Below are 12,511 nucleotides of genomic sequence, written 5' to 3'. Positions count from 1 at the left end.
GACTTAGGGGGACGACCCGATGGCAATCATCACCGATCGCCCAGAAGGCGAAGCATCCGGCACCGAGCTCGAGGTAGCCGGCGATGCCCCCCACGTCACCGACGACTCGCCACGCACCGGCGTCTTTGCACGCCCCACTCAAGCGACGGGCTGGCGCTCGTGGCTGTTCACGGTGGACCACAAGAAGATCGGAATCATGTACGGCGCTGCCGCCATGTTCTGGTTCCTCGTGGGTGGCATCGAGGCCGGGCTCGTCCGCCTGCAGCTGTGGGGGCCGGACGCCGGGGTGTTGAGCGCCGACTCCTACAACCAGCTCTTCACCATGCACGGCGTCACCATGGTCTTCCTGGTGATCATGCCGCTCGCGAACGCGTTCGCGAACTATCTGGTGCCGCTGCAGATCGGCGCCCGAGACGTGGCCTTCCCCCGGATGAATGCCCTCGGATTGTGGATTTTCGCCTTCGGCGGAATTTTCTTGAACCTCAGCTGGTTCCTCGGCGGTGGCGCGGACGGCGGCTGGTTCGCCTACGCACCCAATACCGGGCTGGCGTTCAGCCCCGGGAACGGCATGGACTTCTACGCGATCGGCTTGCAGATCGTCGGCATCGCCTCGCTGCTGGGCGCGCTCAACCTGCTCGTGACCATCCTCAACATGCGCTGCCCAGGCATGTCGCTGCTGCGCATGCCGGTGTTCACCTGGATGATCCTGGTGGTGCAGTTCCTGCTGGTCTTCGCACTGCCGGTCATCACTGTGGCACTCGTGCTGCTGACCTTCGACCGCACCTTCGATTCGAACTTCTTCGACGTGACCGCGGGCGCCGATCCGCTGCTGTGGCAGCACCTGTTCTGGATATTCGGCCATCCCGAGGTGTACATCCTCGTCCTGCCGTCGTTCGGCATCGTGTCTGAGACGCTGCCGGTGTTCAGCCGCAAGCCGCTGTTCGGCTATCCGATCGTGGTGTTGTCGGGTGCCGCCATCGGCTTCATGGGCTGGGGCGTGTGGGCGCACCACATGTTCACCTCCGGCATGGGACCGGTCTCGGTGGCGGCGTTCTCAGCAACGACCATGTTCATTGCGGTGCCCACCGGCGTGAAGATCCTGAACTGGATCGCGACCATGTGGGGTGGCAAGGTCCGCTTCACGGTGCCGATGATGTTCTCGGTATCGCTGGTCTCCATGTTCACCATCGGCGGCCTGTCCGGCGTCATGCACGCCATTGCGCCCGCCGACACCCAGCAGACCGACACGTACTTCATCGTGGCGCACTTCCACTACGTGCTGTTCGGCGGCGCGCTCATGGGCCTGTTCGCGGGCATGTACTACTGGTGGCCCAAGGCTTTCGGATACCACCTGAATGAGCGGCTCGGACGCTGGCACTTCTGGCTGGTGCTGGTGGGCTTCAACCTCACCTTCGGGCCGATGCACATCGTTGGCCTGCAGGGCATGGCTCGGCGCCACAGCGTCTACGGGGAATTCGACGGATTCGAATTCTGGAACAAGATCGCCACGATCGGCTACTTCATCATCTTCATCTCCATGGTGATCTTCGCCGTCAACATCTTCCGGACGTGGGGCCGCTTCCGCCGGGGCCTTGAGCCGAATGCCGAGGCGGACCCGTGGGACGGCCGCACGCTCGAATGGGCGATTCCTTCGCCGGCACCCGAGCACAACTTCGACTACGTGCCCGTGGTGAGCGACGTCGACGACTTCTGGCACAAGAAGTACCAACACGACGAAAGCGGCAAGTTGCGCCGGGTCGCCTATGGCAACGACATCGCCCAGCTTGGCGACCAGCACCCGCACCTGCCGTCGCCGTCGTACTGGCCCATCGTGCTCGCCATGGGTCTCCCGCTGATCGGCTTCGGGCTGATCTACAACCTCTGGATCACCGGTATCGGCCTGCTGCTGCTGGTCGGTTCGATGTTCGGCTGGACTCTTGAGCCGCCCACCGATCCCGATGCGGGGCATGGCCACGGCCACGATGACCACGGCCATGACGGTCACGACGACGATCATGACGGCGGTCCCGACGGCCACGCTGACGGGAACGGCGTGCTGGTGGCCAGCACGCCGAATGGGGAGGCCACCGGTGACTGAGACCGCTGAAGCCGCCGTCGAACCAGTCGATCCGGACGAGCCGCAGATCGCGTACCCGCGCACCTCGTGGGACGACTACGAGATGGTGCCGCCCACCACGAGCCTGTCCAACGAGAAGATGACGATGTGGGCCTTCCTGGGCTCGGATTGTCTGCTCTTCGGCGCGCTGATCTCGACGTACCTGCTGCTGCGCAACCGCAAGCCGCCATCGGGCGAGGAGCCGTTGGCGGCGGCTGATCTGTTCGACATCCCGTTCACGTCGGTGAGTTCGTTTGTGCTGCTGATGAGTTCGCTCACGATGGTGCTGGCGGTGTCGTCGATTACCCGTCGCGAAATGGAACGCTGCAAGCTGTGGTTGCTGAGCACTGCCGCGCTGGGCGCGGTGTTCATCGCCGGGCAGGTGTACGAGTTCACGAGCTTCTACCGGGAGGGACTCGGGTACACGGTCAGCATCTCGTCGTCGGCCTTCTACACGCTGACCGGTTTCCACGGCGTACACGTGTCGCTGGGCGTCGTCATGCTCGTCACGCTGTGGATGCTGGTGAACCGTGGAATTCTCGGGCCTGAACGGGCGGAAACCGTCGAGATCATCGGCCTGTACTGGCACTTCGTCGACATCGTGTGGATCGTGATCTTCGCGGTCGTCTACCTGATCCCGTAGGGAGTGCAGCGATGAGCACCGCCACCGAAACCGCTCCCGAAGAGGTTCACGGCGACCACGGCGACCACGAACACGGCCTGAGCGACTTCGGCTACATCAAGGTCGCCCTGCTGCTGGGTGCGCTGACGGCAGCGGAGGTGATGACGTACTTCGTGGACTTCGGTCCGGTGGAGGTTCCGGCGCTGCTCATCCTGATGGTGGTGAAATTCCAGATCGTCGTCGCTTATTTCATGCACCTGCGGTTCGACAACAAGCTCTTCACGTGGCTGTTCGTGGGGGGCTTGGTGCTCGCCGTCGCCGTCTACGCGGCGATGGGCACCTCGATGGTGTTCTGGACCGACCCAGCAGGCTGCGATCTCAGCCCCAACCCGAGCTGCTGATCGTCGTCCAGCGACGCGGGTCCCTATACGGCCGCCTCGTCAGACGCTGTTGAGCCGCTCTATCGCCGAAGCGGTGTAGTCGCCATGGGGCCCGTCGTGGCTGAACACGTACGCGTTCGTGCGGTTCGCATCGCCCGCCACGGCAATCACGAATTTCGACGGCTCTGACACGATCGGCACCAGCCGATCCGGATCTTCTGAGGTTGCAAACTGCGGCGGCAGCTTGCCGGCGGCGACGACGTCGGTGAGCCGGGGACGACCTGCAGTCAGGTTCGTCCACTCGCCGATGAGCTTCTCGAAGCGCCACGCCGGGATGCGGGCGTGGTCGAACAAGGCCTCAGCCAAGCGCGCCTTGGTCCACCCTGCCGCAGCACAGGTGCGTGCCAAGATCGGTGAAAGCACCAGCAACGGCCGGTAGTGCAGGTGGCCAAGGCCGTACAGGTGGCCGAGATCCCAGCCGGTGATGCGAGCCAGTCCGTCGCTCAGGTAGGGCACGATCTCGTCCGGTGTCGAGCCGAACACGCTGCCGACGATCGCGCCGCTGTTGAAGCGGGCCATGGTCAGCACGTCGTCGTCGGGGCCAAAGCCGAACTCGGAGCTGACGGGTTCCCAGCCGATGTCCGCCAGCGTCGCGGCGTCCTCGCACAGCACGACGCGGAATGTGTTCCCGAACGTGGACTTGTCGTGTTCGGTGGCGGTGAAGCCGAAGACGTTGCGCTGGTACAGCCGCAGCCACCGTCCGACGCTGGTGTTGGAGCGCACGCCGTCGCGCAGCGCCCCGACGCCGGAGTTGAAGCCGAGTTCTGCCGCCCGCGGCCCGTCGAGGATCATCAGCGCATCGGCGCCGGTCGTGTTGCCCGAGTGCTCGGCGCCGTAGTGCGAGTCCGCCAGGATGCGGGCCGCGGCGAGCAGCATCGGAAGGTGCTGCGGTTCGCAGCCCGCCATGACGGCGTTCGTCGCCACTGACCACACGGTCATGGCACGGCCGGCCGTGCGAGCGAGGCCCAGCGACTGCTGTGGATCCAGGCCGGTGCCAGCTAGGAAAGCCTCCACGCGGTCGCGTGTCGGCGGCACGATCGGCAGGCCGTCGGACCAGCCTCGGCTGGCAAAGACGTCGTTGATCTCGTCGATGGATCCGCTGGCCACTGGGTCGTAGGGGAGCGGATCGATGCGGGAGGCCGCGCCGTTCGTGCCGTTGCTGACCGCCGACTCGCCGGTGAGGCCCTCGATAACCGCGTCGACGGTGTGAGCAATGAAATTGGCCGCCATCTCGGCGGCGGACTGGGCATCGACGTGCCCCACGGTGAGGGCCACTGGCAGTCCGTCGAAGCCGTGTCCTCGCGCGGTGGCGATGGCCTGGCCGTCGAAGCTCTCGCACACGACCGAGACCGACGGCACCCCGGCGGCCTCGGCCACCACTGCTGCCCGCGCCACGGCGGGCGTGCAGCTGCCTCAGCAGCCCATTCCCGACACCACCGCGTCCACGGCTCGTGAACGCAGCGAATCGGGCAGGCGGTCGATCACCTTGGCTTCATCGGGGCCGTGGGTGTTGCCGAATGTGTCGTAGCCGATGAACTCCACGTTCTCGAAGCGGTTGGCGAGCTCGCGCTCGAGGATCGGGAACAACTCGTCGCCCCGGAACAAGTAGTCCCACAGGAACCCGATGCGCTTGCCGGCCAGCGTGTCGAGCCGCGGCGCCAGTTCCCGGTGTTCGATTCCCGAATGGGATCCAGGCCAGACGACGTCGTAGGAGGGTTCCATGGATGTCCCTTCGCAGTGGGTGAATGCCACAGTTTGCAGTGTGGCTCGTGTCCCTGGGTAGCTTCACCCGGCGTGATCGATCTTCGGCGGCTCCGTGACGACGCTGCGTATCGCGACGGCGCGATTCGCAAGGGCGCCGAGCCCAGTCTTATCGACGAAGTGCTCGCGGCCGACGAGACGTGGCGGTCGGTGACCCATCAGGCCGAGCAGGTGCGTGCCGCCCAGAATGCCGCCTCACGCGAGATCGGCCGTGCGGCACCCGACGATCGCCCGGCCAAGATCGCCGAGGCGGGGCGCCTCAAGGAAGAGGTGGAGCGCCTTGAGACCGAAGAGCGCGCAGCTGCCGAGCAGCGCACCGAATTGGCGCTGCAGGCTCCGAACCCTGCGGCGGCCGATGTGCCGTCGGGTGGCGAGGAGGATTTCGAGACGGTGCACGAGGTGGGGGAGTGCGGCGAGCCGCCTGCCCACGATCACGCCGAGATCGGAGCGTTGACCGGCCTCGTCGACTCGGAGAGCGGGGCCCGCAACAGCGGTTCGCGGTTCGCCTACCTCAAAGGCGCCGCAGTGCGGTTGGAGTTCGCCCTCGTGCAGTGGACGATGGACTTGCTGGAGCGAGACGGTTTCGTCCCGGTCGCGCCGCCGGTGCTGGTACGCGAGGAGATGATGATCGAGGCCGGGTTCTTTCCCGCAGACCGTCATCAGGTGTACGAGATCGCCGGCGATGATCTGTTTCTCATCGGGACATCTGAGGTTGCGTTGGCTGGCCTGCACCGGGGCGAGCGCCTGGGCCGGGCTGAGCTGCCGCTGCGCTATGCCGGGTTCTCGTCATGCTTCCGCCGCGAGGCCGGCACCTACGGCAAGGACACCCGCGGCATCTTCCGGGTGCACCAGTTCGACAAGGTCGAGATGTTCTCGTTCTGCGATCCGGACACGAGCTGGGACGAGCTGGAGGCCTTGCGCACCATCCAGGAGGAGATTGTCGGTTCGCTCGATTTGCCCTACCGGGTCATCAACGTGGCGGCCGGCGATCTGGGTGCAGCAGCCGCCAAGAAGTACGACCTGGAAGTGTGGCTGCCATCGGAGCGGGCGTACCGCGAGGTCACGTCGTGTTCTAACTACACCGACTACTCGGCTCGTCGGCTGGCCACCCGCTGGGTGGACGATGACGGCACCGGCCTGGTCCACACGCTGAACGGCACGGCCTGCGCCATCGGCCGCACCCTCGTCTTCATCATGGAGAACCACCAGCGCCCCGACGGCTCCATTGCGGTGCCCGAGGTGCTGCACCCATGGCTCAACTTCACCGAGATCGGTGCGCCTGCGTAGGTCACCGACCAGCGACAACCCTCAGGGCGTCTTGGCCACGAACCACATGGGATCGCCCTCCGATGGCGTGACCGATGCGATCACGAAGTCGCGGCCCACAGCGATTTTGACGTTGCCTGGCTGCGTCTCGAGCCCGAACGCGTCCGTCGCGTCCTGCCAGTTCCAGTCGACGCCGTTATTCGACCAACCCATCCACTTTGTTCTTGACGCATCCTCGTAGTGGAAGTGACGTGCGCGCATCGCCCCCGACACGACGGACAGATCCTCCATGGTGAACGTGACCAGATCCTCCCCGGTATCAGGCGCTTCGAATGTCACTTGGTACGCCTGATCGGCGCCGGTCTCGCGAACCCCGGATGGTGTCTTCCCGGAGTACGCATCAGCCCACACATACACGGGCGCATTCTCGGCGCTATCCCACAGCGTTATGCCCCCCATGGGTTCGCCAAGACGCAACTCGTAGATCCCTTTCGCGACCGTTCCAAAGGGACTGCCGACGGCGTTGACGGGGTCGATGCCGAACAGCAACCGGAACTCTTCGACGGGTTCTGCTACTGCAGCGAAACCTGCTCGCCCGGCGTGAATTCCCGGGCCGGACACATGTGAGAACTGGATGCCGTCGAGCGTGGCTACGGGGGTTGGCGCTTGACCGCACCGCATCTTGGTCAGCACGTTGCGAAAATGGACTTCCGAGAGCACGGCCCAGGCTTCGCCATTGGCGTCGATTCCCGAAAGCGGGAAGCCGAAGTTCGGGCTGGCCGGGTACAGCTCGCCCCACTCGCGAGCATCCGGTGATGCGAGGTAGCGCCATCCGCCTGGTTCGTCGCGATCAACAGCGACAACGAAACCGTCTCTAGTCGCCACTCCGTGGGCCGATCCGCTGTTGAGCTCAGATGCGACTTCGAGACCGTCCTGATCGCCTGCGTACAGACGGATGTAGCCAAGGTGATTGGCGTCGATGTGCTCCCAACGATCAATGATTTCCTTCTCCCGGTCGGCCAGGTCGAGATCTTCAAGAGAGAGCTCGACGTGCACGTAGTTGCCCTCCGCATCCGAAGACCGGACCAGTGCCATCACCGTGTCTTCCCGGAAACCGCCGAAGACAACATCGTCACCGGGTTCGGCAAGGCCATGTTCGACGAACGGATCGCGCACTTGCATTTCGGGCCGTACGACGGACATGAGCACAATGCGATTTCCCGACACCATGAGATCGACCGTGGCGATGTGCTTGTCCCGGAAGAGGGGCGGTGTCTGTGGATCGATGGGTACCTCAGTCCAGGTCGCGCCCCGATCGTCGGAAACGACCACGCGGTCAAGATCAAACCGGTTCTCGTCACCGACCTCGTCACCGACCTCGTCACCGAGTGCGCGTCCGGCGATCACCCAGCGATTGCCAGAGACACCGATGTGCTGGGGCTGGACGTTTGGCGGTAGGGAGAGTTCTTCCCAGTCTGTGCCGTTCGATGTCACCAGCAATCGTCGGCGTCCGCCGTCGTTCACCCTGACGAAAACGAGTCCGTCTGGCGCGGTCATGAAAGCCGAGACGAGGTTGGTGCGCCACAGGGTGCCATCGTCTCGCGTTCGAGTTCGGTAGAACTGATCGACTGGTGGATCGATCTGCGTCCACTGCAGCGCTGGTTCGGGTGACAGGGTTTGGCGCATTCCTGCTGGGGCGGCGGATTCGATCGATCCGGCTGGAGTCTCTACGCCGCAAGATCTTGGCCCCGAATCGAAGAATTGGAATGCATCGTCGCCTGCGGCCAACACGGTGGCACCGATGAAGACGGCGACGACGATGAGCGCGGCCACGATCGTCCGCAGGCGCGACGGCCGCTGCTGTGTATCCGGCGGGTCTGTGGCACCGCTGGACGCTTCGTGAGCGGTGGCGTCGGCCATACGATCGAGCCTAGATATGCACTGCTGGCTGGTTGATCTCCGTTAGGTGAGGCTGAGACCGACGAAGGCGGCGGCGGTTGCGCCGGTGATGGTCAGCGAGACGTAGCCGAGGGCGAGCAGCGGGCTGGCTCGGCTGAGGCGAGCGCTCTCAGAGAGGATGCCTGACACTGTGGTGAGGGCGCCGAGGCCTGCCGTCCCGACGATGGTTGCAGCCGCGCCTGCGGTGCTCGCGAGCAGGCCCAGCGCGCAGGCTCCGGCGATGTTGACGATCAAGGTCCCGCCCGGTCCGAGCGTGGTGCTCGCCCGCCAGCGCAGAAGCGTGCCCACGGCCGCTGCGACGCCGAAGCCGACCGCCACGGTGAACGCGGTCATGATTGTCTCCACCTGGCGACGACAACGACGCGGCATCCCACGAATGCCGCGGTGCAGGCGGCAATCGCCAGGCCCAGCCATGCTCCCGCGGTCCCGATGCGGCCGTCGTCGAGGTGCTGGGCGAGCTGCAGCGCGAGCGCCGACATGCTGGTCAGCGCCCCGCAGAAACCGGCTGTCAGCCACGGCGACGGGCCGGCTTCCCGCCCGCCGGCGGGGGAGGGTCCATAGCGAGCATGCCGGTGGAGACGGATCCCTTCGTGACGAGCTGTGGCCCAGCCGACGACGCCGCAGCCGATGACGTTGACGATGAACAGCGCCCAGTTCTCGTTGACTTGAGTGGCGACGCCCCACCTGATGCCAGCACCGACGATTCCCGCCGCTGCCACCGTGGCCGCGACGCGCCTCACCATCGGGGATGCCTCAGTCGGCGATCGAGGACACGGCCGCCGGCTCGCGGCTGTCGCCAGCGTGATCCTGCGACAGCGTCCACGCGCGAGCTGCCGCTGCCAGGCCCTCGATGAGCGCTTCGTGATGGGGTACCCGGCCGGGCCCTCGGAATCCCGTCCACATCGGGCTCTTGCCGCGGATGCGTGGGGGCAGCTCGATCTGCACGCCGCCATCGCGGGGCAGGTTGCAAGGGTTGCGCGGATGCTGCCCTGCCAGGGAGCGGGGGATGTCGTCGAGACGGTGAAGGATCTCGTAGTGCGGCAGCCGTCCGATCAAGTGCACGGCAACGTGGGACGCCAGCGTGCGATTGCGGCCGCCCAGCAGCACCGCTCGCAGCAGACGTGGGCTGCCGAAGCCATGGACCGCCACCACGACGTCCACATGGTCGAGAAACTGTCGCAGCACCGGCGAGTCGGTTGGATCGAAGCAGTGGCTCGGCAAGTGCCACTGGTCGTCGGGGCCTTGGAGGCAGGCATATACCGAGGCGCCGCTGCGCTCGGCGGCGGACGTGGCGATGTCGTCGGTGATCTCCTCGAGCCATCCGCCATGGAAGGCCATGAAGCCGAATCGCGAGCGCAGTCGCAACACCTCGGTCACACCTGGCCGGCCGAGAAGCTCAGCAAAGGGCCGCTCGGCATCGAGAAGCGTGCGGTCGGCCAGGTGCAGTGCCACAGTGGCTCAGTTCAGCATCTCGGCGGCACTGCCCGCTTGGTCCGTCCCAGACAGTTCATCGATGTCGGCTGTCGCCGTATCAGCGCCGTCGCCGCGACCCGTCATCAGCATCGCCATACCTCCGACCGCAAGCACGATGCTCATGACAAGGCCCAGTCGCACGCCGCCCACCGAGGCGACCCAGTTGCTCAGGCTGCTGCTCCAGCGCTCGACGGTCACCACGAGTCCGTCACCGCTGCGGTCAGTCAGATCGTTGATCCAGTACCAGATCGTGAAAGCACCTGCTGCAATCATCAGCACCGCGGCGATGTTGTCGGTGTGGCGCATCAGCACGCGCAGCTTGCCGAGCAGCCAGCCGCGAGCCAGCGCCAGGCTGACTGCCAGCGAGGTGAGCACCATGCCCATGCCCAGCGCATAGAGCACGAACGACACGAATCCGCCCACGAAGCTGTCGTTTCCAGCCGATGCGGTGACCACGACCAGGAACGTCGCCAGCCCGCACGACACTGAGGCCACGGCGTAGCTGACGCCGAACAGGAACAGCGAGCGCACGTCCCGACCGGAGGCTCCGCGCTCGAATTTGGGCAGATACGCCGTCAATCGGAACCCGGCGAGTATCGCGACACCGAGTGCGATGAGCCCCACGCCGATGACGATGGCCGCCCACGGCACGTAGTCGCGCAGGGCGCTCAACCCGGCCGACAGAGCGATGCCGACGATGCCGAACACTGCGACGATGCCGGTGGTGACGACGGCGCCGGTCGCCAGCGCCCGCCCGACGCCGGCGCGGGAACTGCCTTCGGAGGCCCGGCGGTCGATGCCCAAGAAGAACGACAAGTAGGCGGGCAGCATCGCAAAGCCGCACGGGTTGACCGTCGCGACGATTCCGGCCGTGAAGGCGAAGGTGAGGCGTGCGCCGTTCACAAGCCACCGTTGGGGTGTGGGAGAGACCTGACTGCCGTCACTGCTGCCATCCGACTCATCATTGTGCCTCTCACGACGTCCTTAGAGTCCGAAGTGTTCATCGGCACGGCTCGTGATGTCGTCGAGGGTCAACAGGCCGCTGTGTGTCTCGAGAATCTCGCCGTCGGGCGACACGAAGACCGTCGTGGGCATGCCCAGCCCGCCGAAGTCGATGAACAACTCGCCCTCGTCGAGCCCGGTGGGGTAAGTCACACCGCGCTCGACCACCGTGGCGATGGCGTCTTCGAGCCGATCGTTCGCCGCGAGGCCCAGCACCGCAACCGTGGCGCCGTGAGTATTCCAGAAGCGTTCGAAGTCCGGCATCTCGGTCACGCACGGCGCACACCACGACGCGAAGAAGTTCACGATGAGTGGGCAGCCCGCGTAGCCAGCGAAGGCGGCCGGTCGTTCATCGAGCGTCACGAAGCCCAAGGCGTGAACGCCGCCCAGGCTCGAGTCGACACTGTGTTGTGAGGGGTCGGTGTCACTGCACGCCGGAGGCGATTCCGCCGCGGCGGCCACGGTCGAAGGGGATTCAGTCGCGTCGAGCGCAGCTCCCTCGAAGATGGCTGAGTCGTCCGGGCCGGTCCGATCGGTGTCGTCCCCGGTATCGCCGCTTTCCACCTCGGCTTCCATCGCTACCAGCGAGGTCATCGCGGGCCGAGCGCCGCCCGCGAGCAGGAACACCGTTGCACCCAGCGCGTACGCGCTAAGCACGCCAAACAAGATTCCGCGCCATTGATTCTTGATGAAGAGGCCGATTCCCCGCTTGGAGCGATAGCGGACTGGTGCTGCGAGCAAACGTGTCAGTCTTGTGCGCCAACGCGGCTGCGGACGTGACTCCATGCAGCGGCGAGGCTACTTGCGCTTGTTGAGGCGCCAGTTTCAGGACAGGTGACCGTGGGGCCACTCAGTCAGCAGCCGTAATCGCCGCCGGCTGACGGCCTGCCCCGGGGCTGCCAGCCGCCCATTTCGGGCAACCTCAGTCCACCGGGACAGGCCGTGTCTGATGGGCCTGTCTGGGGACAGGCCGTCTCGAGGACGCGCCTGAGCGGGGGAAGACTCAGGCGCGAACCAGATCGGGAGGCAGTGGCACCTCCTCGATGATCAGCTGCGGCCGCGGCCGTTTGGGCGGTCTGCCGCGTGGGCGTTTGTCTCTGCAAACTCGGCCGTTCTCGAAGAGCTCGCCGCCCCACACGCCCCATGGCTCGTGGCGCGCCTTGGCGGCCTCGAAGCACTCGTTCATTACTGGGCAGGCCGAGCAGATGGCCTTGGCCCGAGCGATCTCGTAGAAGTTCTCCGAGAAGAACAGCGGCGTCAGGGTTCCCACGAGGTCGCGGCAGCGGCCCCGAGCGCGCCAGGCCTCATTGGTGAGGCTCGGTGGGTTGTCGACGATGAGTTCCAGCATGTGTGTGCTCCTCTGTGATGCCGGTTTGGCGTGGTGGTCGGTGGTGGATTTCGCGCTAGCGCTGAGAACGCAAAACGGCCGCCGGGTTGTCCCGGCGGCCGTTCGGAGAGTTCTGGTGTCTCAGTGGACTACATCAGACACTCCGAAGGCCGCAGGCGGTGGCGCTTGTTGGTTGCCGTCGGGTGGGTACCGCAAACGCGCACGACGTGCCGGAACACCGTCGGCATGGGGCCCGTCGCAATGCGAACGCCCATGGGCATGCCGCGCTCGCGACGCCACATGACGGGCTGCTGGTCGCAGCGCGCGCCGAGTGCAGGCACCCGTACGCGGCCGTTACAGGCACGCGCCGTGTTGTAGGTGCCGAAGTCGGACATCCGGAGATCCAATCGAGCCAATGGTCGGGGCAGGTGATCAGCTGCGGTCACCCGACGATACGCCGCAGCGCCGCCAAGAGCACCACGTCGCTGCGGGTCGTGTCAAGTTATTTTCGGCCCGTCGCGCAGCGTCGCCCGCGCCTAGCGGGC

13 protein-coding genes are annotated in these 12,511 nt (G+C 65.7%); 4 read left to right on the top strand and 9 right to left on the bottom strand.

The genetic code is table 11. The features are described from left to right. Nucleotides 1-19 precede the first annotated feature (19 nt). From ctaD to ACOQPH_RS15060, 3 genes are read left to right on the top strand one after another with little or no spacing between them, the layout of a single operon-like run. Nucleotides 20-2,098: a cytochrome c oxidase subunit I gene (ctaD, locus tag ACOQPH_RS15070; protein WP_420622162.1), complete on the top strand. Its 2,079-nt coding sequence runs from the start codon at nucleotides 20-22 to the stop codon at nucleotides 2,096-2,098. Further along, entirely contained in the window at nucleotides 2,091-2,759 is a 669-nt protein-coding gene (locus ACOQPH_RS15065) for a cytochrome c oxidase subunit 3 (protein WP_420622161.1), read from the top strand. Before ctaD ends, ACOQPH_RS15065 begins: the two co-directional genes overlap by 8 nt. Nucleotides 2,760-2,770: 11 nt before the next feature. Then, on the top strand, nucleotides 2,771-3,139 hold the full coding sequence (locus ACOQPH_RS15060) for a cytochrome C oxidase subunit IV family protein (protein WP_420622160.1): 369 nt from the start codon (nucleotides 2,771-2,773) through the stop codon (nucleotides 3,137-3,139). Nucleotides 3,140-3,178: 39 nt separating this feature from the next. Here ACOQPH_RS15060 and ACOQPH_RS15055 read toward each other — a convergent pair whose 3' ends face one another. Beyond that, a complete protein-coding gene (locus tag ACOQPH_RS15055; RefSeq protein WP_420622159.1) occupies nucleotides 3,179-4,900 on the bottom strand; it encodes a UGSC family (seleno)protein in 1,722 nt (573 codons plus the stop codon). Between the two features lie 72 nt (nucleotides 4,901-4,972). Here ACOQPH_RS15055 and serS point away from each other — a divergent pair, with 72 nt between their 5' ends. Continuing rightward, nucleotides 4,973-6,226, top strand: coding sequence for a serine--tRNA ligase (gene serS / locus ACOQPH_RS15050; RefSeq protein WP_420622158.1), 1,254 nt, complete (start codon nucleotides 4,973-4,975; stop codon nucleotides 6,224-6,226). 21 nt (nucleotides 6,227-6,247) lie between these two features. Here serS and ACOQPH_RS15045 read toward each other — a convergent pair whose 3' ends face one another. From ACOQPH_RS15045 to ACOQPH_RS15010, 8 genes are all read right to left on the bottom strand, one after another. After that, on the bottom strand, nucleotides 6,248-8,125 hold the full coding sequence (locus tag ACOQPH_RS15045; RefSeq protein WP_420622157.1) for a hypothetical protein: 1,878 nt from the start codon (nucleotides 8,123-8,125) through the stop codon (nucleotides 6,248-6,250). Between the two features lie 42 nt (nucleotides 8,126-8,167). After that, nucleotides 8,168-8,497, bottom strand: a complete 330-nt coding sequence (locus ACOQPH_RS15040) for a CrcB family protein (protein ID WP_420622156.1) — start codon at nucleotides 8,495-8,497, stop codon at nucleotides 8,168-8,170. After that, the gene (locus ACOQPH_RS15035) at nucleotides 8,494-8,907 is read right to left on the bottom strand and encodes a FluC/FEX family fluoride channel (RefSeq protein WP_420622155.1); all 414 of its coding nucleotides are present in this window, start codon (nucleotides 8,905-8,907) and stop codon (nucleotides 8,494-8,496) included. The genes ACOQPH_RS15040 and ACOQPH_RS15035 overlap by 4 nt, the downstream gene beginning before the upstream one ends. Before the next feature lie 10 nt (nucleotides 8,908-8,917). Continuing rightward, nucleotides 8,918-9,616, bottom strand: a complete 699-nt coding sequence (locus ACOQPH_RS15030; RefSeq protein WP_420622154.1) for a poly-gamma-glutamate hydrolase family protein — start codon at nucleotides 9,614-9,616, stop codon at nucleotides 8,918-8,920. 6 nt (nucleotides 9,617-9,622) lie between these two features. Continuing rightward, nucleotides 9,623-10,540, bottom strand: a complete 918-nt coding sequence (locus tag ACOQPH_RS15025) for a cytochrome c biogenesis CcdA family protein (RefSeq protein ID WP_420622153.1) — start codon at nucleotides 10,538-10,540, stop codon at nucleotides 9,623-9,625. 81 nt (nucleotides 10,541-10,621) lie between these two features. Beyond that, on the bottom strand, nucleotides 10,622-11,425 hold the full coding sequence (locus ACOQPH_RS15020) for a TlpA family protein disulfide reductase (RefSeq protein ID WP_420622152.1): 804 nt from the start codon (nucleotides 11,423-11,425) through the stop codon (nucleotides 10,622-10,624). A gap of 217 nt (nucleotides 11,426-11,642) precedes the next feature. Beyond that, complete coding sequence (locus ACOQPH_RS15015) at nucleotides 11,643-11,987, bottom strand: WhiB family transcriptional regulator (protein ID WP_420622151.1); 345 nt, start codon at nucleotides 11,985-11,987, stop codon at nucleotides 11,643-11,645. Between the two features lie 128 nt (nucleotides 11,988-12,115). After that, nucleotides 12,116-12,361 carry a hypothetical protein gene (locus tag ACOQPH_RS15010; protein WP_420622150.1) on the bottom strand — a complete coding sequence of 82 codons (246 nt, stop codon included), beginning with the start codon at nucleotides 12,359-12,361 and terminating at the stop codon, nucleotides 12,116-12,118. Between the last annotated feature and the right edge of the window lie 150 nt (nucleotides 12,362-12,511).

The organism is Candidatus Poriferisodalis sp., from assembly GCF_965221945.1.
Classification (GTDB): domain Bacteria; phylum Actinomycetota; class Acidimicrobiia; order Acidimicrobiales; family Poriferisodalaceae; genus Poriferisodalis.
This window is presented reverse-complemented; position numbering and strand designations above follow the sequence as displayed.

Coding starts and splice junctions, on each gene's coding strand:
- ctaD (WP_420622162.1), top strand. CDS start 20: ATGGCAATCATCACCGATCGCCCAGAAGGCGAAGCATCCGGCACCGAG.
- ACOQPH_RS15060 (WP_420622160.1), top strand. CDS start 2,771: ATGAGCACCGCCACCGAAACCGCTCCCGAAGAGGTTCACGGCGACCAC.
- ACOQPH_RS15010 (WP_420622150.1), bottom strand. CDS start 12,361: ATGTCCGACTTCGGCACCTACAACACGGCGCGTGCCTGTAACGGCCGC.
- ACOQPH_RS15015 (WP_420622151.1), bottom strand. CDS start 11,987: ATGCTGGAACTCATCGTCGACAACCCACCGAGCCTCACCAATGAGGCC.
- ACOQPH_RS15035 (WP_420622155.1), bottom strand. CDS start 8,907: ATGGTGAGGCGCGTCGCGGCCACGGTGGCAGCGGCGGGAATCGTCGGT.
- ACOQPH_RS15040 (WP_420622156.1), bottom strand. CDS start 8,497: ATGACCGCGTTCACCGTGGCGGTCGGCTTCGGCGTCGCAGCGGCCGTG.
- ACOQPH_RS15045 (WP_420622157.1), bottom strand. CDS start 8,125: ATGGCCGACGCCACCGCTCACGAAGCGTCCAGCGGTGCCACAGACCCG.
- ACOQPH_RS15020 (WP_420622152.1), bottom strand. CDS start 11,425: ATGGAGTCACGTCCGCAGCCGCGTTGGCGCACAAGACTGACACGTTTG.